Origin of the sequence: Caloramator fervidus (assembly GCF_900108045.1) — a bacterium.
In the GTDB taxonomy this organism is placed as follows: domain Bacteria; phylum Bacillota; class Clostridia; order Clostridiales; family Caloramatoraceae; genus Caloramator; species Caloramator fervidus.
Map to the genome: position 1 here is coordinate 1 of NZ_FNUK01000005.1, position 20,943 is coordinate 20,943.

Here is a 20,943-nt window from a genome sequence, read left to right on the forward strand (position 1 = left end):
TGCGGTATTAGCAGGCCTTTCGACCTGTTATCCCCCTCCTTGGGGTAGGTTACCCACGTGTTACTCACCCGTCCGCCGCTAAGAGGCTCGGAGTAAACCCCCTCGCCTCTCCGCTCGACTTGCATGTGTTAGGCACGCCGCCAGCGTTCGTCCTGAGCCAGGATCAAACTCTTATGTTTAAATCCTAACTCCTATTTATATGCTGGTCGCTTCGCCACTGTTCAGTTTTCAAAGGTCAAACAGCATTACTTATATTATCATGCTACTCTTACTTTGTCAATACCTTTTTTTCGTCGCCTCGCAACGACAGTGTATATATTAGCATGGATAATACATTCTAATTTAATAATTAAATCTTATTTTTCATGTTTATATTTATTTTTCTTATTATATCTTTTTATTTCTCTTTATTTCTTATACTGACACGCTGGGTTGTGTGGACTTATATACCTTGTTTTAAACCACCTTTTGCTTAATAAGTTTTAAATCTAAACTTTAAAGGACTATCCTTTTAGGATAGTCCTTTAAAGTCCTGCAGCTTGAACTGTAAAACCATTTCCATTTTAATAACTTTAGTTAAAACATCTGATACGGATTGATTTATTTGTAACAAATCTTCGATTGTAACATTTTCTTTTTCTAATACCGCTTGTATTTTTTCAGCCTCTGCATTGATTACATGGGCTAAGCCGGCTTCTTGAAGTGCTATTGTTTCAAGCAAACTAAAAGAAGTTTTTACTTCTTTACAAGATGGGCCACATAAGGCATCTTTCTTTTTTTGTGCAGTAGTTGGTCCACCCTTTACTGCCACATCAACGGCAGTTGCTTCATAAATTCCTTTTAAAGTTATACAATAAGTTACAGGGCTTTCCTTATCCTCTACACCTATCTCAAACTTTATTCCATAAACTCCATCATATTCTCCAATCTCATAACCAATGTTCTTTACAAGTTCAACTCCATTTCTTTTAACAGAAATCAATTTTTCTTCAAGTAGCTCTTTACATTCCTTAAATACACCTAAATCCCAATGGCTTAATCCGGGATTACCTATAACTGTAACATCATAACACCAAGTAGAATTCCCATTTTCCACTGTAACTCCTTTAAACTCAATTATATAAGTTGCAGTTGGGTTGTTAAAAGGAACTGCAAAAGTAACCGTTTTAGGGCAAAATGCCATAAAAATCACCATCAAAATCTTAATACAACAAGGAAGTATCCTTGTTGTATTCAGCTAATTATTGAGCTTGCGGAGTTGTCGGAGTAATTTTACTAACTTCTTCTAACTTAAACTCTAGCATCATTTCCATTTTAATAACTTTAGTTAAAACATCAGACACAGATTGGTTAACTTTTAATAGTTCATCAATGGTTACACCTTCTTTTCTTACTGCAGCTTGTATTTTTTCACCTTCTGCATTAATTATATGAGCTAAACCTGCTTCTTGAAGTGCTATTGTTTCAAGTAGATCTGAAATAGCTTGCTCTTGTGAAACCGGAGTAATTGTTGGCATTGACATACCTAATCCCCCTTTTTAAAACTTTTCTAATATCATAGTATTATATTTGCATAAAAGTGTTCCTTATTATTGTAATTTAAAAAAAGGGTAAGCCTTTGCTTACCCTAAATGATTATAAGCCTCTATGAACCTTTGAATTGCTGTAAACAATATCATAATTGCAAAAATAAAGGATATTATATCAACATAATTTGATATCAAAATCATTATCGTAAACATAATAAACCCCTCTGTTCTTTCCATAAGCCCAGCTTGATAATAAAAAGTTTTTTCACTTTTTTTATTAGATACAGCACCAACTGTTAAAAATATAGTCATAGATAATATTATGCTACAGGATAAAACAATAAAAGATATAGGATACCTAGAATATTTTAATGCTAGTGCTACTATTAAAGAAATTTCAACCAAACGGTCAAAAGTAATATCCATTACTGTTCCAAAAGGAGAAGACAACTTTGTTTTTCTTGCCAAAGTTCCATCCACTGCATCCAAAAGACCAGATAACCAAAGAAACAAAACTACAATAAATTTAGATACATTTAACATTATAAGCAAAGATGGAACTAAACCAACAATTAGAGCTAGTATAGTAACATGATTTGGGGTTAAATTAAGTTTTATAAAAAGGTCAGCAACCTTTTCAAAAATAGGCTGTATAAACCTTCTAGCCCTTGTATCAAGCATAATATTCCTCCTAATAATAAAAATAAACTGCTTCATTAAAATTTAAATAAATGCTTACATTATTTCCTATATCCAAATTTTTTTGAAAAGTAGAACAAATTATTGTTTGTCCATTTACATCAATTAAATAATTTACTTTGTCTCCACAATATACTTTTTTTACAATAATCCCTTTTATATTTCCTTTTTCAGTCAATATTATCTGTTCTGGCCTAAACATAAATATTATATTTGAATCATTATAAATGTTTACTTTAAACTCCCCTATATTTGAAATAAAAATTCCATTTACTACTTTTCCTTTAAAATAATTTACCGGTCCAAAAAATTCAGCAACTTCCATTGATACTGGTTTTTCATATATATTCATTGGAGTATCAAATTGTTTTATTTCACCATCAATTAATAAAGCTATTTTATCAGCCATCAAAAGCGCTTCTTCTTTATCATGAGTAACCATTATTGTAGTAATATTTAACTTTTTTTGAAGTTTCTTAACAAATTCCTGAAGGTTTTTTCTTAAAACTATATCTAATTTTGAAAAAGGTTCATCTAATAACAAAACCTTTGGCTCTACAGCTAAAGCCCTTGCTATAGCAACTCTTTGCATTTGTCCTCCTGATAATTCATTAGGATATTTATTTTCATGTCCCTTTAAATCCATAAGATCAATAAGTTCCCTTACCTTTTTATCTATAATACGTTTATCAACCTTCCTCATTTTTAATCCAAAAGCAATATTAGAATAAACCGTCATATGTGGAAATAACAATAAATTTTGATCAACCAGCACAGCATTTCTTTTTTCTATTGGAATATCATTTATCAGATCTTCATCAAAGTAAACTTGTCCCTTATCAAAGGATATAATACCAGCTATACCATGAAGAAGCGTAGTTTTCCCTGAACCACTTGGCCCAAGCAATACAATTAATTCACCTTCATTAATTGTAAGATTTATATCTTTTAAAATCTTTTTGTTTCCATATGATTTACTTATATCAATTAACCTTATATTTGCCATAATTCACCACTCTACCTAGACAAAATATTTGCTGCTATTTTTATAAATGTTACCTACTAATTTTTCGGAAATATAAAGAACTATTCCAATATTTATAACAAAAATTACACTTAAAGCCGATGCCATTGTTCTATCTCCAGATTCTATAAATGGAAATAAAACCATTGAATATGTTACTATTTTACCTCCTCCAATTAAAAAAGTTATAAAATACTGAGTAAAAGATGAAATATATATTATACTACCAGCAACAATCAATCCAGGCATTATCATTGGTAACGTAATGTATCTTAAAACTTGAAGCTTAGATGCTCCTAAAGTTCTTGCTTGAAATTCCATTTTATTACCATTTAATTCAAATACATTTAGCAATATTTTAACTCCATATGGTATTCCTGGAATAACATGAATTAATATTACGCCCAAATAAGTATTTGCAATACCTAAACGTATAAAAGATAAGTGTATTCCCATAGCTACCGAAAGAATTGGAACAATTAAAGGAAGAAGTAATAAAACTTTTACCAAGGATTTACCTTTAAAATCATAAAAAGCTAATGCTTTTGCAGCTGGTAAGCTAATCAGCAATGTAAAAAATGTTACAATTGCAGAAAGCAAAATACTATTTATTAAAATTCTAAATATCTTTGTGGAAGGTTCAAAAATATACAAAAATGCCCTAAAACTTATATCTTGAGGCAATATATAAGGCCATGGCCAAGAATTTACTATACTCCATAAAAACATTATTAAAAGAGGTAAAATTAATACCAAAATAATAAAATTTTTTAAAAAACCCTTCATACTTTAACTCTTTCACCCACTATATTTTATATTTTTTAATAAGCTGAAAAACCAAAACATATAAAACTACCATAATTAAAGAATAAAAAGTAATGCACATATTGATTACCATACCGTATGGTCGTTCAAATAAATCAATACTTTTATAGTATATATATGCCAAAACTGGCAATGCCTTTGGATTAGACGGTCCTAAAAGATAAGGAATTTCAAATGCCCCAAAAGAAAAAGCAAAAATTATTATAAAACCTGAAAGTATTGTAGGCAGAGCCAATGGTAATAAAACATACCAAAATACCTGAAAAGAATTTGCCCCTAAATTTAAAGCTACCTTCGAATAGCTATCATTTATCTTTTTTAAAATATCATAAGTAATCAAAGTAATAAAAGGAGCCCCTTTCCATATATATGCTAATATAACTCCTATTCCCTTTGAATCAAATACTAAAGGATAAAACTCTGTCATATTATGAATAAATCCTAATCTATATAATATTCTTGCTATCCATCCACTTTGAGAAAATAATACAAAAACTAAAAGAGCCGCAACAGTATGCGGAACTATAATTGGAATTTTATAAACATTATAAAATCCCAGATCTTTTTTTGAATTAGCTAATAAAAAATATGCTAATAAAACTCCTACAACAACTGCTAAAAATGATGAAACAAAAGATGTATATAAACTAAACTTTAAAGATGAAAAAAAATTAGGATCCTTAAAAATATATTTATAATACTTTAATGTAAAAGTTTTAAGACCTATAGCAGGAAAATATCCAAGGCTTTGTAAAGCCCCGAATATTATTCCTGCTATGAATATAAAAACTATAAGCAATAAAACTGGAAGTAATAATATATAAGGCATAAAGTATTTAATTATTCTTCCCATTTCCTAATACAACTTCCCTCCATAGGGATTCTATAATAGGAATAAGGTCTGCTCTCATCTCAGGAACACGATGCTTTAATAACATATCCTGAGGTATAACCCCTTCCCCTAAATCCACATTTTTAAATAACTCTTTTTCCTTGTCATTTAATAAATCTGGTTCAATTACAGGCAAATCTCCCCAAACTTCTGGATTATACTTTGATGCTTGAATTTGAGGAGATAATATATGATTTATTACCACTAAAGCACCTGCTTTATTAGGTGCATTAAAAGGAATAGCTAAAAAATGAGTATTCCCTATCGTTCCCTTATCAAAAATAAAGGATTTAGCAGTTTTAGGGAAAGAACCTTCTTTAATTTTAGTTACAACATGAAAAGGAGTATAATTCATTGTAATATAAACTTCCCCATCTGCAAACATATTATCAAGTTGTGCCAAAGTAGAAGGATATGTTTTACCTTCACGCCATAAATAAGGCTTTAATTCTAATAAATAATCTAAAGCTGGTTGTATAGTTTTTCTTACTTTTTCTTTATCTGGTTCTAGATTAATAAATTTTTCATACCCAACTATGTCATATATAATATTTCTTACAAAAGCACTACCCGTAAAATCAGATACATCAGGATAAGTAATTTTTCCTTTATATTTTTTAGCAAGCTCTAAAAGTTCTAAATGATTCCTAGGTAGATAATCTAGCTTAGCTGTATCCCCTATGAAAACCATTTGAGCTTTTCCATATGGTGCTTCATAACCTTCAATAGGATATCCAAAATCATACTTTACATCAGGGGAATTTTTATTTATATACTTATTAAAATTTGGTAGCTTGTCTGTAAAAGGGCCATATAATAAACCTTGTTTTTTAGCATTATAAAAATTTTCTCCATTAATCCAAACTATATCAATAGTTCCTTTAGTACCTGCTTGCTTTTCATTAAGTAATTTAGGCAAATACTCATCTGGCAGCATAGGAACTCTTTCTAAAGTTATGTTATACTTTTCCTTAAGCTCTTTAGCAACTACATTATCAAGCCACCTATTTATATTTTCATCTCCACCCCAACCATAAAAGGTAACCTTTGTTCCATTAGCTAACTTTAAAATTTCATCCCAAGTTTTATTTGATATATCCTCTTCCACTTTTTTAGAACACCCAATATTAAAAACCATACTTAAAATTATTAAAAATCCTAATATCCTAAGTTTCATATTACCCTCCTTTAGTCCTTTAAAGATTCTAAATCTATTCCCTTCTTTTTTGCAAATATTTTAGGAATTTGTGATACACCAAACAATATTATACCAGCAACTAGCAATTTAATAAATAAGGATGTTGTTACTCCATTCTTTGCAATTTCACCTGCCATGTATGCATATACAAAAGCTCCTGGCGCCATAGTAATAAATGAAATAACTGTATAAGTAATAAGATTTATATTAGTAATACCATAGGCATAATTTTGGATATTATATGGGAAAATAGGAACCAAACGCGTAAGAATCAAGAAATCCCTTCCATTTTTCTCAACACCAGCTTCAATCTTTTTAAAAATTGGATTATCACCAAATTTTTCTACAATAAAATCTCTTGCCAAATATCTTGCAACTAAAAAAGCAGCCACAGCACCTATGGTTGAACCAATTAAAGCTAATATTGCACCTAAAATTGGACCAAATATTATACCTCCTCCAATAGTAACTACACTAGCTGGCAATGAAAAAACTGCTGTTATTATAAACACTAAAATATAAATTATATAACCCCATGCACCGGCACTTTCTATTAATTGCCTAAACTTATTAAGATCCTTAAGGGTATTAATTAAACCAGTAGAATATATTACATAAAATGTTACTGCTAATACAAAAACCAATATAAAAGTTTTTAACTTTTTATTCATAGTTTTCCCCCCATTATTTTAAAGCATTTTTTATACCCATCTTCGCTTTATAACGGTTAATCCAAGCCTTAATAGGCGATGCTAAAACATCGCTTGGAGGAAGGTTATTTGAATAAACAACAGGACCCCAGATCAAGTCTAATATATGCCAAGCCTTTGCTCCACCTTGAAGTATAGATGAACGACATGCTGCACAATAAGTTACAACATATTCACTGTCTAAAGTTTCAACTCTCCTTTTCATAACTTTTTTAGCAACTTCAGGGTTAGCAGGAACAACCATTCCTCCAAATCCACAACATCTAGTTTTTTCTCTAGAGTACTTTGATTCAATGTATTTATAACCCAACTCTTCCAAAATCCATCTTATTCCATCTTGAAGTTCCTTCATATATCTTGTAGAACACGAATCATGTATAGTAAATACCACATCACTATTCTTTGCTTTCCCTCTTACCTCTTGTGGAAGTCCAATTATAGGGAAAATTTCCCAGAGAGAATGAGTAGGAGTAGGGCTTGCTTCATCAAAAGTTACTTTACAGCTTTGACAAGCTACTATCATCTCATCTATTTTCAAATCATCTATATCCTTTTGAAGGCTTTGAAATCTTTCCTTAAAAAGCTCATACTGTCCTATAGCTTTTGTAGGTTTACCACAACACTTTTGGATAACTGCAAAGTTAGGAAATATAGAGTTTAAATATTCTATAGTTTTTATAACCCCATAGGGGCTATATGATGGTAAACTACATCCTGCCATAAATCCATAACATTTATTTTTATCTATCTTTATAGTCATTCTTTTTCCCTCCACGAACTTTTATAGTAAATAACTTACTAAATCCAAGTAATTGATGCATTTTTATTGCAGCATGTCCCTTAATTGGAGATTCTCCATTGTTGGCTTTTACAAAATCCTTTCTAGAAGATATAAATACATTTTTCATTGGTAGTTGCTTTGGGCAAACAATTGTACAATTATCACAACCGTTGCAAGAATATGCAATAATTGGTTCCATAGTTCCATGCTTAGCTAAAGGCTCTAATATCTCTTTAGGACAAGAACCAAATTCGTTCATCATTATACATTCTTTCATACATAACTTACATTCACACTTTAAACAACGAGAAGCTTCTTTAACCGCTTGTTCTTCTGTAAATCCAAGATCTACCTCATTAAAATCACGTTTTCTTTCTTCTGCAGGACGCATATTAGGACTAAGCCTTGGAATATCTTCAACATCTTCTGGCAATGGAATATCTAATTTTGTTTCATGAAACCATTCTTTTTCAAAATCCCTATCTTCAGTAAGACTTTTATTGTTCAAAAATCTATCTATGCTTATAGCTGCTTTACGTCCTAAAGCCATTGCCTCAACTACAATTCTGCTACCTGCCGCATCACCAGCTACAAAAACTTTATCTATATTTGTTGCTAAAGTATTTTTATCTACCACATACCTTCCCCCACTTGTTTGAGGGATTAAACCATCCGTTATATCTTCTACTAATTGTCCTGTAGCCATAACTATAGTATCTACTTGTATAACTTTTGTTTCCTCTTCATACTGAGGATTAAATTGTCCCTTTTCATCAAAAATTGACTTCACCTTTTTTATTTTTATACCAACTACCTTACCATTTTCTTCAAGGATCTCAACTGGACCCCACCCTGCATTAAAAATGACTCCTTCTTCTATGGCTTCCTTTACTTCTTCCTTTGAAGCTGGCAGACTATCAAAACCTTCTAAAGAACACTGATAAACTTCTTCTGCTCCTATTCTCCATGAGGAACGTGCACAATCCATTGCAACATCTCCGCCACCAATTACCATAACTTTTTTAACTGGCTTTGAAATTTTTCTTGTAAGGCTTATTTCTTTTAAATAATCTACAGCAGTATATACTCCTTCTGCTGTATTTCCTGGAATGGGTATTATATTTCCTTTATGGGCACCATGGGCAATCAAAACAGCATCATAATTTTCCAAAAGATCTTTAAATTTTATATCCTTTCCTATTTCTACGCCTAATTTAAATTCAATGCCAAGTTTATACAAATAGCTATATTCATAGTCTATAATATGCCTTGGAAGTCTATATTCAGGGATTCCTACCCTCATCATTCCACCTACAACATTTAATTTATCAAAAATAGTTACTGAATGTCCTCTTTTCCTAAGATCTATAGCAGCTTGAGCACCTGCTGGTCCTGCTCCTATTATAGCTACTTTTTTACCTGTATCAGAATCAACTTTTAAATCCCAAAATTCTTCTTTATCAGCCTTTTCAGCTACAAAACGTTTTAAAGCCGCAATAGCTAGAGGTTGATTAAACTCTTTTCCCCTTCTACATTCTTTTTCACAGGGATGAGCACATATCCTTCCAAGAGTTTGAGGTAAAAAAAGTTTCTCCCTTATAACCTTAATTGCCTCATCATATCTTTTTTGCGCTATCAAATTAATATATTTTTTTACATCTGTCCCCATAGGACATCTACTTTTACAATATGCATCTTCTAATCCCATACATTCGCTTACTATCTTTTTAGCATCATTTAAAACGCTATCGCTAAAAATTACTCTATTCAACCCCATCATCCTCTCCTTTTAATTTATAAAATTAAAGTTTAACCTAACCATTAATGGTTAGGTTAAACTAAACAAATTATTTGCCATTTTCTATTTTAGCTGAAGGATTATTCTTTTGATAATGTTCATAACTCCATTCAATCCAAGAACCATCATAATTCTTTACATTTTTATATCCTAATGCTTGAGTTAATACAAAAAATGTATGAGCACTGCGAACACCTGACTGACAATAAGTTATAATTTCTTTACCTTCTAAATGACCATATATCTTTTTAAGCTCATCTATTGACTTTAAGGTAGTATCTTCATTTAAAGCATTTTTCCATTCAATCCATTGAGCTCCAGCAATTTTTCCTGGACCAAAAGCTCCTTTCTCTGTTATCCTACCTTTTTCCTCATCTTCGCTGCGAACATCAAGAATTACTGCATCCTTTTTGTTCATAGCCGCTACTACATCATCAAACTTAGCTAATAATTCCTCTGATGGATTAGGTGCCTTATAATTAGTTGGAGTTACCTTAGGATTTGCATTGCCTGTTGGGTATCCTGCTCCTATCCAAGCATTTAATCCACCATCTAAATAGCGAACATCTTTATGTCCTAACATTTTTATTTGCCACCACAATCTTGCAGCATCATGGTGATTATTTGAAGCATATACAACTATAGTAGATTTTGGAGTTGCACCAAACTTAGAAAGAAGAGCTTCCATTTCTTCTACACTACATCTCATTCCACCAAATGGATAGGCTCCTTCTTTAGCGGAATAATCTGGTCTCCAAACTGTAAATGAACCTGCAATTGCTGGATCCCCTTTTTTAGGATCAAGAGCACCAATAACTACAACATCTGCTTTTTTATCCATAAGCTGTTTTAATTGATATGGAGTTATAAAAGCATCAGGATTTGCATATTGCGATATTTTCTTGCCTTGTTCTGAGCTATCTACTACTACCTTTTGAACTCCAAACATCTTGCGATATCCAAAATACCCCCCAAGTAGAACAAGTATAATTGCTAAGATAATAGCAAGTATTTTGTTGTTCTTTTCCATAATAATCCCCCCTAACAAAATATTAACATATAGTTTGTTAATTATTAAACTACTTAAACCACTTACCTCTACTTAGTAATATATCATATCTTAAAACTTGTGTCAACAAATATTTGAAATAATTGTATACCTATGTAAAGTATGTATAACCTTATTTTTATATGTAAAAATTCTGACTTAAATGTCGAGATTTGTTAAAATAATATCTATTTATATAAAAAAGAATCCTCCTTTTGGAGGATTTTTAACTTTTATCAAGTTTTGCAACACATTCCACATGAGCAGTTTGAGGGAACATATCAACAGGTTGAACTTCAATAGTTTTATAACCTAAAGCATCTAGTATATTTAAATCCCTTGCAAGGGTTGATGGGTCACAGGATACATAAACAATTCTTTTAGGCTTTGCCTTTGCTATTGAGTAGAGAAGTTTTTCACCACAACCTTTTCTTGGAGGATCAACAACTACTACATCAGGCCTTATACCTTTGTCTATAATATCAGGAATTATGTTTTCGCTTTCACCAATAAAAAATTCTACATTTTCAACCTTATTTTCCCTTGCATTTTCCCATGCTTTTTTAACTGCTTCTTCAACTATTTCAACTCCATAAACTTTTTTTGCTTTTTGAGCTAAAAATAAAGAAATAGTTCCTGTTCCACAATAAGCATCAAAAACAATTTCATTTCCATTAAGTTCAGCATACTCTAAAGCTTTGTTATATAAAACATTTGTCTGAACAGGATTTACTTGAAAAAATGAAAGGGGTGAAATCTTAAACTTAAACTTTCCTATATAATCCGTAATATAATCTTGTCCCCAAAGAACTATATTTTCTTCTCCTAAAATTACATTAGTAATTCTAGAATTAATATTTTGAACTATACTTTTAATACCCTCAATATTATCTACCATAATTTCTACAAACTCTTTAATATAAGGAACCTGCAACTTATTAGTTACTAAAACAACCATTACCTCATTAGTTTTAAAACCTTTTCTAATCATAATATGCCTTATGAGGCCCTCCCCTGTTTTTTCATCATAGGGTGGTATCGAATATTTTTCTATCCAATTCCTTGTTAAATTAACTACCTTGTCAGCTATTTCATCTTGAATCAAACATTCTTTAACATCTATTACATCATGGGTTCCCTGCTTAAAAAATCCTATTTTTATCTTTCCATTTTCTTTTCTTACAGGAAGTTGAACTTTATTTCTATACCTATATGGGTTGTCCATACCTATTGTATCATGAACTTTAACCCCTTGAAGTTTTCCTATTCTTTTTATGACATCTTTAACCCTTTCGGTTTTATATTCAAGTTGACCTTTATAACATAAATGTTGTATTTGACATCCTCCACATTCTTCATAAACAGGACATAAGGGCTTTACTCTAAATTCCGACGGCTTTATAACTTCAATAAGTTTTGCAAAACCAAAATTTTTGTTTACCTTTTCAACTTCAATCTTTACCATTTCTCCCTTTAAAGCGCCTTTTACAAAAAGAGCAAAGTTTTCTATCCTTCCTACGCCTTCCCCTTGAAATCCCATTCCTGTTATTTCTAGTTGATACTGCTTATTAGGTTCAACTGGTTTTTTAGCCATATCTATCACCCTTATTGTAAATTTTATATTATTTTATCAAATTTTTAAAATTAAAAAAAGGCACACCTTACGGTGTGCGATAATAGAATCAGTTGCCACTTCATAATTAATTATTTCCAAAGTTCAAAGTTTTATTCATGCAGTTATATTAGCTTTTCCGCTAAATACCATTCCATTTCTTGGAAGTATAGTTATAAGAGCTCCGTGCTTTATAATCTTTGTTGCTTCTTTTGCACCAACAATTACAGGAATTCCATTATTTATACATTCAACCACTGCATCGTTTGTTAAACTTCCTTCCTCAACAACAACACCTGCAGCTCTTTCTAATACTGGTTGTAGATGTTCTTTGCTTAAATCCTTAACTACTAGTATGTTTCCTGTTTCAAGAACTTCGTTGATTTCTTCATTGTTTAAAATAACACATGCTGGACCGTAAGTTATATCTCCAACTCCCTTTCCTTGAACTAAAGTGTCCCCCACTATTGAGACCTTCATCATATTTGTTGTTCCAGTATATCCTACAGGAACACCTGCTGCAATAACTACTAAGTCTCCCTTTTCAACAAGTCCTTTGTTTACAGCCTCTTTAACTGATATATCCATTACAGCATCTGCAGAATCCATCTTTGGTGCAACAATAGGATATACTCCCCATACTATTGATAATTTTCTTGCAACGCATTCATAATGGGTTGCTGCTATTATCTTACACTTTGGTCTATACTTTGAAACCATCCTTGCTGTATATCCTGATTGTGTCGCTGTAATAATAGCTGAGGCATTTAGTTCAGTTGCTGCAGTTACTGTTGCAAGGCTTATAGCGTCTGGAACAGTATTTAATCTTTGTTTTGCTCTTTTTTCAAGAATCATATCATAATGTAAAGCAGCTTCTGCTCTTTCTGCTATTTTTGCCATCATTTTTACAGCTTCAAGCGGATATTTACCATTTGCAGTTTCTCCACTTAACATTATAGCATCTGTTCCATCAAATATAGCATTAGCAACGTCTGTAACCTCTGCCCTTGTTGGTCTTGGATTCCTAATCATTGAATCAAGCATTTGAGTTGCTGTAATAACTGGTTTTCCTGCTTTATTTGCCTTTTCAATTATCATCTTTTGAACTAAAGGAACTTCTTCTGCTGGTATTTCAACTCCTAAGTCACCACGAGCAACCATGACACCATCTGCAAGCTTTAATATCTCATCTATATTATCAAGACCTTCTTGATTTTCAATTTTGGCAATTATTTGAATATTGTTTCCTCCATACTTTTCTAATACTTTTCTTATTTCTATTATATCTGAAGGCTTTCTTACAAATGAAGCTGCAATTATATCTATTCCCATTTCAATACCAAACTTTATATCATCTATATCCTTTTGAGTTAAAGCAGGAAGATTAATCTTTACATTTGGAACGTTAACTCCCTTATGATTTCCAACTGGACCACTGTTTAAAACTTTACAATGAATGTCTTGACCCTCAATTTTTTCAACTAAAAGTCCAATTAAACCGTCATCTATAAGTATAGTATCTCCAGGCTTTACATCTTCATGAAGCTTTTCATAAGTTACAGAACAAATAGTATTATCTCCTTCAACCTGTCTTGTAGTTATTATAAACTTTTGACCTTCTACAAGCTCAACCTTGCCATCTTTAAACTTTCCTGTTCGTATTTCTGGTCCTTTAGTATCTAGAATAATAGCTATTGGTTTTCCTAACTCTTCTCTTATTTTTTTAATAAGCTGTATTCTTTTTCCATGTTCTTCATGGTTTCCATGGGAAAAATTAAGTCTTGCAGCATTCATTCCTGCTTCAATAAGCTTTCTTAGCATTTCTTCGCTTTCACTAGCAGGTCCTATCGTACAAACTATCTTTGTTTTTCTCATACTTTCAACCCCTTACATTGATATTATTTTTGAAAGTTCATACATATATGAATCGCTTTCTTTTTTCATTGAAAGCGCTTCTTCTATATCAACATCAATAATCTTTCCGTCTTTAATTCCTACCGCTCTTTTACTTTTTCCTTCAAGTAAAAGTTCAACAGCCCTTGCCCCCATTTTTGATGCAAGAATTCTATCAAAAGCTGTTGGACTTCCACCCCTTTGAATATGTCCAAGCTTTGTTGCCCTTGCTTCAATTCCTGTTATTTCTTCTATTCTCCTTGCAAGTTCTTCAGCTCCACCTACACCTTCTGCAAGAACTATTAGATTGTGCATCTTTCCTCTTGCTTTGCTTTGTATTATATTTCTACAAAGCTCATCAAAATCAAAAGGTTGTTCTGGAATTATTATGCTTTCAGCTCCACCTGCAAGCCCAGCATATAAAGCAATATCTCCACAATGTCTTCCCATAACTTCAACTACAGATACCCTTTCATGGGATGTAGAAGTATCACGCAACTTATTAATAGCATCTAAAACAGTGTTTACAGCTGTATCAAAGCCTATTGTATAATCTGTATAAGCTAAATCATTATCAATAGTTCCAGGAATACCTACAACTTTAACTCCAAACTCATTTGCAAGCTTCATAGCACCTGTGAAGGAACCGTCTCCACCTATAACAACTAAACCTTCTATACCAAAAACCTTTAACACATTATAAGCCTTTTTTCTACCTTCTTCAGTTCTAAATTCTTCGCTTCTTGCTGTTCTAAGTATAGTTCCTCCCCTATGTATTATGTCTGAAACAGAAGAAGAATCCATTTCAAATATTTCACCATTTATTATTCCATTATATCCTCTTTGTATTCCCATAACTTTTAAGCCTTTATTAAGCCCTGTCCTTACAACTGCCCTTATAGCCGCATTCATTCCTGGTGCATCTCCACCGCTTGTCAAAACACCAATTGTTCTCATAAATTTACCCCCTTTGTCCATATGGGACATGCTTTGTCCCACAAGTATAAAATAAATTTAGCTTATCAAAGCTATATAAGTATATGTAGCCTTATTATTTTTCCCATTTTACAAAACTTTATGCCTACCTAGACAAGTAAATATTTTATTTTACTTTGTATATAAAATCAATACTTTTAAGTAATTTTAACATATTTTATTTTTAAAAACTAGTATAACTGCTAAAAACAGTTATACTAGTTTTACATTTTCCTCTCCCAATTCTAATTTTAAATAATTTAAAAGTTCATCGTTTACATCAACCCAAAGCTCCCTTGAAGCCATAAATTTTTGTTTTGAATTTCTTAAAACAACGTAAATAGGAGAAACACCCTTATATTTTATTAATATTGGCTTTATCTTTTCTATTTGTTTTCTCCAATTAGAATCATCTAATCTTATAAATAACTTGTTTATAGCTCTTTCATATAGTTTTAATGGTTCAATCTCCTCAGCTATTATTTTAGGCTGTTCTTCTTCTTTTATTGATACCCTACCTTGAATAATAACTATGTTATCTTCATAAATAATTTTGCTTGATTTTTGATATATCTTAGGAAAAACTAAAACTTCTATATTTCCATGCATATCCTCTACTTTGATAAAAGCCATTATTTCGTTATTCCTTGTTGGTTTTATACTAACATCTGTTATAATTCCACCTATTATAACTTTTTGTCCATCATGAACTTTTATATCTATTTTATCATGATCTTCTGTGCTAATGGAATAAATATCAGAAATTTTTGTATTTGTTAAAACGTCAAGCTGTCTTTCATAATCCTCCAATGGATGACCGCTTATATAAAGGCCTAACATTTCTTTTTCCATAGCAAGAAGATATTTTTTGTCAAACTCTTCTATATCCTTAAAATCATCTTTTTTAAAATCAGTTAAATTGCTTTGAAAAAATCCTATTTGTCCATCTATAACTTGTTTTTTTTCATTTAGTATTGAATCAATTACTCTTTCATAGTTGCTCATAAGAACTGACCTTTTTAACCCTAAACTATCAAAAGCTCCTGCTTTTATTAAGCTTTCTATTGTCTTTTTATTTACCTCTGAAAGATTTACCCTTTCACAAAAATCCCTAAAACTTAAAAATTCTCCACCTTTTTTTCTAGCTTCTATTATAGATTTTATAGCTCCTTGTCCAACATTTTTTATTGCAACCAATCCAAACCTTATTTTATCTCCTTCAACAGAAAAGTTTTCGAAACTTTTATTTATATCTGGAGGCAAAACCATAATATTCATTTTTTTGCAGGCATTGATGTAAAAGGCAACCTTATCAATGTTTCCCCTAACGCTTGTTAAAAGCGCAGTCATAAATTCAACAGGGTAATATCTTTTTAAATATGCAGTTTGATAAGCTACAACTGCATATGCTGCTGCATGGGATTTGTTAAAGGCATAACTTGCAAAATCCATCATTATATCAAATATCTCATTTGCCACTTCAAGACTTACCCCGTTTCTTAAAGCTCCAGGAACAATTATGTTACCATCATCATCAGTTAAACCATAAATAAAGTTTTGTCTTTCTTTTTCCATTACATCGTGTTTCTTCTTAGCCATAGCCCTTCTTACAAGGTCTGATCTTCCTAAAGAGTATCCTGCAATATCCCTTACTATCTGCATAACCTGTTCTTGATAAACTATACATCCATAAGTTACATCAAGTATAGGCTTTAATTTTTCATCAATATACTTTATTTCTTCAGGATTGTTTTTATTTTTAATATACTCCGGAATCTGATCCATAGGTCCAGGCCTGTATAAAGAAATTCCCGCTATTATATCTTCAAGATTGCTAGGCTTTAACTCCTTCATAAAATTAGTCATACCTGAAGATTCAAGCTGAAATACACCTTCTGTTTTTCCTTGGCTTATCATTTCATAAACGTTTTTATCATCAAAATCAATTTTATCTAAATCTATCTTTATACCTTTATTTTTGTAAACTAAGTCAATTGTATCCCTTAATACAGTAAGAGTTCTTAAACCTAAAAAGTCCATTTTTAAAAGCCCAAGCTCCTCTAAAATGGTCATAGGAAACTGGGTCGTTATTGTATCTTCATTTTTAGTCAAAGGAACAAACTCCACCAGAGGTTCAGATGATATAACCACTCCTGCAGCATGAGTTGATGCATGTCTTGGAAGTCCTTCTAAAGAACGAGCAATATCAATTAAATTTTTTACTCTATCATCGTTTTCATATTGCTTCTTAAGTTCAGGATTAATCTCTAACGCCCTGTCTATGGTCATTCCAAGTTCCATTGGAATCATCTTAGCAATTGCATCAACTTCTGCATAAGGATAATTTAAAGCTCTTCCAACATCCCTTATAACAGCCCTTGCAGCCATCGTTCCAAAGGTTATTATTTGAGATACCCTATCCTTTCCATATTTTTTAAAAACATAATCTATAACTTCCTGTCTTCTTTCATAACAAAAATCAGAATCTATATCTGGCATGCTAACCCTTTCAGGATTTAAAAATCTTTCAAAGAGAAGATTATATTTAATAGGATCTATCTTTGTAATGCCTAAAGTATAAGCTACAAGGGACCCTGCTGCAGAACCTCTTCCTGGACCTACCATAATATTGTTTTCCCTTGCAAATCTTATAAAATCCCAAACTATTAAGAAATAATCAACATATCCCATTTTTTCAATAACTTCAAGTTCATAATTTAGTCTATCTATAACTTCTTTAGAAGGATTTTTATATCTCTCATATAAACCTTTAAAGCATAATTCCCTTAAAAAAGCACTTGCATCTTTACCATCAGGAGTATCAAATTTAGGGAGCTTAGGCTTGTTAAACTCTAATTCAACATTACACATATCAGCAATTCTTAAAGTATTTTCTAAAGCTTCAGGAATAAATTCAAAAAGTTTTATCATATCCTCTTTAGATTTTAAATAAAATTCATCGGTAGGAAACTTTAATCTATCCTCATCTTCAATAGTCTTTCCAGTTTGGATACATAAAAGTATTTCATGAGCCCTTGCATCTTCTTTATTTACATAATGAACGTCGTTAGTTGCAACTAAAGGAATACCTGTTTCCTTTGACAAACTTATAAGCTTTTTATTAACAATTTTTTGTTCTTCAATACCATGATCCTGAAGCTCTAAATAAAAATTACCTTTACCAAATATAGTTTCATACTCTAAAGCCTTATTTTTAGCTTCATCATATCTACCCTTTAAAATCAAATCCTGAACCTCTCCTGCAAGACAAGCAGATAATGCAATAAGTCCAGAAGAATACTCTTTTAAAAGCTCCTTGTCAACCCTTGGTTTATAATAAAATCCTTCTAAGGCTGCCTTTGATACTATTTTCATTAAATTTTTATATCCCTCATTATTTTTTGCAAGTAAAACCAAATGATAATAATTATTATCTATTCCTGCTACTTTATCCGTCATCCTTCTTGGAGCTACATATACTTCGCACCCTAAAATGGGCTTTATGCCATTTTCTTTACATGCCTTGTAAAACTCTATAACCCCATACATAGCACCATGATCAGTTATAGCAAGAGCAGGCATGTTAAGTTCCTTTGCCCTTTTTACAACATCTTCTATTCTTGATGAACCATCCAATAAACTATACTCCGTATGAACATGAAGATGAACAAAGCTCATCTTCATTCACCTACTTTCTAAATATTTTTGCACTCAAAAGAGCTTTACCTATTACTTCTTTGTTACTCTCTGACATCATTTCTATTTCAACCTTTGAGTAATGTCTGCTGCTGTCTATATATTTAACTTCAACTTGAACTTCTGTATCCAATTGAGCAGGCCTTATAAAATATACCGCAAAGGAATCAACTGAAATATTTATGTTATTATTCTGTTTTAATGCCATAGAACCTAAAGTAGACATAATTAAAGTTAAAGTATTCCAGCTTGCAGTTCCTAGTGGACTTAACATCTCTGGGACAATTTTCCCTTTATACCTAAACCCATTATCTATTTCTTCACCTTTAAAATGTCTTGTTACCATGTCATCTATCGTTTCAGCTAACTTAGGTTGTCCACTTACCTGCTGTAAAGCTGCAACTATATCTTGTTTACTTATCATTCCAACAAACTTTTTACCATCAACTACCGGAATATATTTTACCCCCTCCCAAATTGACAAATGGGCAGCATAGGCTACCGACATTTTAGGAGTTACAAATACAACGTTTTTATTCATAAACTTAGATATTTTTTCATCATCAAGTTCTTCATCCAGAATATCCTTTAATGAAACTACTCCAACGAGTTTGTTGTTTTCATCTAGAACAGGTAAAATATCATATTTAACATTTTTTAACAAATCCCTTGCCTTCTTTACATTATCATCAATTAATATAAAATCTATTTCTGTATCCATAACATCCTCAACTAATATAATATCTTTCTTTATTAAAATTTCAGATAAAGCTTTATTTATTAAAGATGCTGTCGTAAAGGTATCATAAACACATGATATAATAGGAAGTTGCTTTTCATTAGCATACCGTTTGATTTCTTCACTACAGGAAAATCCTCCTGTAATTAAAACAGCACAACCCTTATCAAGGGCCAATTTTTGTGCATCTTCTCTATTTCCTACAATCAAAAGGTTACCTGGAGTTATATATTTTTCCATAACATCTAAAGTCATTGCACCAATAATAAATTTATTTAAAGTTTTATAAAGCCCTTCCTTTCCCCCTAAAACCTGACCATCTACAATGTTGACAACTTCTGCATAGGTTAATTTTTCAATGTTTCTTTTTGTCACTTTTTCTATCCTTACTGTTCCAACCCTTGGAATAGTACTAACAAGTCCCAAATTTTCAGCATCTTTTATAGCCCTGTATGCTGTCCCTTCGCTTACTTTAAGTTCACTTGCAATAGCCCTAACTGATATTTTCGTTCCTAACTTTAAACCTTCAATATATTTGATAATTTCTTCATGCTTTGTCATATAACCAGCTCCTATTCGTCCTTAAGTTCTTCTGCAATTTTTTCAATTTTCCTTAATCTATGGTTTACTCCTGATTTGCCTAAAGGAGGATTTAACATCTGGCCTAGCTCCTTTAGAGATATATCTGGATACTTTAATCTAAGTTCTGCAATTTCTCGTAAATTAGGAGGAAGCTTTTTTAGCCCTATCTTTTCTTGTATCAATTTTATTGATTCAATTTGTCTTACCGCTGCATTAACAGTTTTATTTAAGTTAGCAGTTTCACAATTTACAAGCCTATTTACATTGTTTCTCATCTCTTTATATATTCTAACATTTTCTAATTGAAGCAGTGCATTGTGAGCCCCTATTATATTCAAAAGGTCTATAATCTTATCCCCTTCCTTTATATAAACAACATAATTATTTTTTCTTAAAATTATTTTCGCACCTAAATCAAAAGAATTTAATAGTTTCATTATTTCTTCCGCAAGCTCTTGATTATTAGATACAAACTCTAAATGATACGTTTTTTCAGGATTGCTTATAGAACCTGCTGCTAAAAAGGCTCCCCTTAAAAAAGCCTTTTTACAACAACTTCTTTTTATCAAATCTCCATTTATTTTATTATTAAAACCTATAGAACCATCCTGAAGTTCCTTTAAAATACCTACCTTTTTCAATATTTCACTAGAATTCATTTCCGAAGTTACAACAATACAATATACATTATTTTTTTTCAAAATATTATTCTTTTTAACTAATATATCTGCATGAACTTCAAACAAAGTTTTTAACAAAGAAAATATTTTTCTTGCAGTAGCCGGATTTTCAGTATTTATCTTAAAACTTAAACCTTGCTTTGCATTTATATTAATAATTCCACTTAACCTTATTATAGCTGCAAGTTCAGCAATTTGACAGCAATTTTTTTCTTCAATTATCCTACTTAATTCATTTTTTACTTCTGATGAAAAAGACACC

The 20,943-nt window shown here is 31.4% G+C and carries 17 protein-coding genes and 1 rRNA gene; all 18 read right to left on the reverse strand.

Annotation, left to right across the window (positions count from 1 at the left end):
- Nucleotides 1–179: ribosomal RNA gene (locus tag C4R78_RS02685) — 16S ribosomal RNA — on the reverse strand; the annotation flags it as partial.
- A gap of 332 nt (nt 180–511) precedes the next feature.
- Complete coding sequence (locus tag C4R78_RS09445; protein WP_207654265.1) at nt 512–1,183, reverse strand: alpha-helical endospore appendage domain-containing protein; 672 nt, start codon at nt 1,181–1,183, stop codon at nt 512–514.
- Between the two features lie 58 nt (nt 1,184–1,241).
- Nucleotides 1,242–1,523: an alpha-helical endospore appendage domain-containing protein gene (locus tag C4R78_RS02695; RefSeq protein WP_103895560.1), complete on the reverse strand. Its 282-nt coding sequence runs from the start codon at nt 1,521–1,523 to the stop codon at nt 1,242–1,244.
- 99 nt (nt 1,524–1,622) lie between these two features.
- Nucleotides 1,623–2,210 (reverse strand): CDP-alcohol phosphatidyltransferase family protein, encoded by a 588-nt coding sequence (locus C4R78_RS02700; RefSeq protein WP_103895561.1) that lies wholly within the window; start codon nt 2,208–2,210, stop codon nt 1,623–1,625.
- A 10-nt stretch (nt 2,211–2,220) separates the two neighbouring features.
- The gene (locus tag C4R78_RS02705) at nt 2,221–3,234 is read right to left on the reverse strand and encodes an ABC transporter ATP-binding protein (protein WP_103895562.1); all 1,014 of its coding nucleotides are present in this window, start codon (nt 3,232–3,234) and stop codon (nt 2,221–2,223) included.
- Between the two features lie 15 nt (nt 3,235–3,249).
- Nucleotides 3,250–4,038 (reverse strand): ABC transporter permease, encoded by a 789-nt coding sequence (locus C4R78_RS02710; protein WP_103895563.1) that lies wholly within the window; start codon nt 4,036–4,038, stop codon nt 3,250–3,252.
- A gap of 19 nt (nt 4,039–4,057) precedes the next feature.
- Nucleotides 4,058–4,930 carry an ABC transporter permease gene (locus tag C4R78_RS02715; RefSeq protein ID WP_103895564.1) on the reverse strand — a complete coding sequence of 291 codons (873 nt, stop codon included), beginning with the start codon at nt 4,928–4,930 and terminating at the stop codon, nt 4,058–4,060.
- Nucleotides 4,914–6,146: an ABC transporter substrate-binding protein gene (locus tag C4R78_RS02720; protein ID WP_103895565.1), complete on the reverse strand. Its 1,233-nt coding sequence runs from the start codon at nt 6,144–6,146 to the stop codon at nt 4,914–4,916. The genes C4R78_RS02715 and C4R78_RS02720 overlap by 17 nt, the downstream gene beginning before the upstream one ends.
- A gap of 11 nt (nt 6,147–6,157) precedes the next feature.
- Nucleotides 6,158–6,838 (reverse strand): TVP38/TMEM64 family protein, encoded by a 681-nt coding sequence (locus tag C4R78_RS02725; protein WP_103895566.1) that lies wholly within the window; start codon nt 6,836–6,838, stop codon nt 6,158–6,160.
- Between the two features lie 13 nt (nt 6,839–6,851).
- A complete protein-coding gene (locus tag C4R78_RS02730) occupies nt 6,852–7,637 on the reverse strand; it encodes a heterodisulfide reductase-related iron-sulfur binding cluster (protein ID WP_207654266.1) in 786 nt (261 codons plus the stop codon).
- Nucleotides 7,618–9,429 (reverse strand): FAD-dependent oxidoreductase, encoded by a 1,812-nt coding sequence (locus C4R78_RS02735; protein WP_103895630.1) that lies wholly within the window; start codon nt 9,427–9,429, stop codon nt 7,618–7,620. Before C4R78_RS02735 ends, C4R78_RS02730 begins: the two co-directional genes overlap by 20 nt.
- A 76-nt stretch (nt 9,430–9,505) precedes the next feature.
- A complete protein-coding gene (locus C4R78_RS02740) occupies nt 9,506–10,486 on the reverse strand; it encodes a sulfurtransferase (protein ID WP_103895567.1) in 981 nt (326 codons plus the stop codon).
- Nucleotides 10,487–10,730: 244 nt separating this feature from the next.
- A complete protein-coding gene (gene rlmD, locus C4R78_RS02745) occupies nt 10,731–12,098 on the reverse strand; it encodes a 23S rRNA (uracil(1939)-C(5))-methyltransferase RlmD (RefSeq protein WP_103895568.1) in 1,368 nt (455 codons plus the stop codon).
- Nucleotides 12,099–12,233: 135 nt separating this feature from the next.
- Nucleotides 12,234–13,991, reverse strand: a complete 1,758-nt coding sequence (pyk, locus tag C4R78_RS02750; protein ID WP_103895569.1) for a pyruvate kinase — start codon at nt 13,989–13,991, stop codon at nt 12,234–12,236.
- 12 nt (nt 13,992–14,003) lie between these two features.
- A complete protein-coding gene (gene pfkA, locus C4R78_RS02755) occupies nt 14,004–14,966 on the reverse strand; it encodes a 6-phosphofructokinase (protein WP_103895570.1) in 963 nt (320 codons plus the stop codon).
- A 231-nt stretch (nt 14,967–15,197) separates the two neighbouring features.
- Entirely contained in the window at nt 15,198–18,668 is a 3,471-nt protein-coding gene (locus tag C4R78_RS02760) for a DNA polymerase III subunit alpha (RefSeq protein WP_103895571.1), read from the reverse strand.
- A gap of 4 nt (nt 18,669–18,672) precedes the next feature.
- On the reverse strand, nt 18,673–19,980 hold the full coding sequence (locus tag C4R78_RS02765; RefSeq protein ID WP_103895572.1) for a DRTGG domain-containing protein: 1,308 nt from the start codon (nt 19,978–19,980) through the stop codon (nt 18,673–18,675).
- Nucleotides 19,981–19,991: 11 nt separating this feature from the next.
- Nucleotides 19,992–20,942: a DNA-binding protein WhiA gene (whiA, locus tag C4R78_RS02770; RefSeq protein ID WP_103895573.1), complete on the reverse strand. Its 951-nt coding sequence runs from the start codon at nt 20,940–20,942 to the stop codon at nt 19,992–19,994.
- Nucleotide 20,943: the final 1 nt, after the last annotated feature.

What these genes read in the sequence shown, in the direction of transcription:
- C4R78_RS09445 (WP_207654265.1), bottom strand. Translation starts at nt 1,183, where the DNA reads ATGGCATTTTGCCCTAAAACGGTTACTTTTGCAGTTCCTTTTAACAAC.
- C4R78_RS02695 (WP_103895560.1), bottom strand. Translation starts at nt 1,523, where the DNA reads ATGTCAATGCCAACAATTACTCCGGTTTCACAAGAGCAAGCTATTTCA.
- C4R78_RS02700 (WP_103895561.1), bottom strand. Translation starts at nt 2,210, where the DNA reads ATGCTTGATACAAGGGCTAGAAGGTTTATACAGCCTATTTTTGAAAAG.
- C4R78_RS02705 (WP_103895562.1), bottom strand. Translation starts at nt 3,234, where the DNA reads ATGGCAAATATAAGGTTAATTGATATAAGTAAATCATATGGAAACAAA.
- C4R78_RS02710 (WP_103895563.1), bottom strand. Translation starts at nt 4,038, where the DNA reads ATGAAGGGTTTTTTAAAAAATTTTATTATTTTGGTATTAATTTTACCT.
- C4R78_RS02715 (WP_103895564.1), bottom strand. Translation starts at nt 4,930, where the DNA reads ATGGGAAGAATAATTAAATACTTTATGCCTTATATATTATTACTTCCA.
- C4R78_RS02720 (WP_103895565.1), bottom strand. Translation starts at nt 6,146, where the DNA reads ATGAAACTTAGGATATTAGGATTTTTAATAATTTTAAGTATGGTTTTT.
- C4R78_RS02725 (WP_103895566.1), bottom strand. Translation starts at nt 6,838, where the DNA reads ATGAATAAAAAGTTAAAAACTTTTATATTGGTTTTTGTATTAGCAGTA.
- C4R78_RS02730 (WP_207654266.1), bottom strand. Translation starts at nt 7,637, where the DNA reads ATGACTATAAAGATAGATAAAAATAAATGTTATGGATTTATGGCAGGA.
- C4R78_RS02740 (WP_103895567.1), bottom strand. Translation starts at nt 10,486, where the DNA reads ATGGAAAAGAACAACAAAATACTTGCTATTATCTTAGCAATTATACTT.
- rlmD (WP_103895568.1), bottom strand. Translation starts at nt 12,098, where the DNA reads ATGGCTAAAAAACCAGTTGAACCTAATAAGCAGTATCAACTAGAAATA.
- pyk (WP_103895569.1), bottom strand. Translation starts at nt 13,991, where the DNA reads ATGAGAAAAACAAAGATAGTTTGTACGATAGGACCTGCTAGTGAAAGC.
- pfkA (WP_103895570.1), bottom strand. Translation starts at nt 14,966, where the DNA reads ATGAGAACAATTGGTGTTTTGACAAGCGGTGGAGATGCACCAGGAATG.
- C4R78_RS02760 (WP_103895571.1), bottom strand. Translation starts at nt 18,668, where the DNA reads ATGAAGATGAGCTTTGTTCATCTTCATGTTCATACGGAGTATAGTTTA.
- C4R78_RS02765 (WP_103895572.1), bottom strand. Translation starts at nt 19,980, where the DNA reads ATGACAAAGCATGAAGAAATTATCAAATATATTGAAGGTTTAAAGTTA.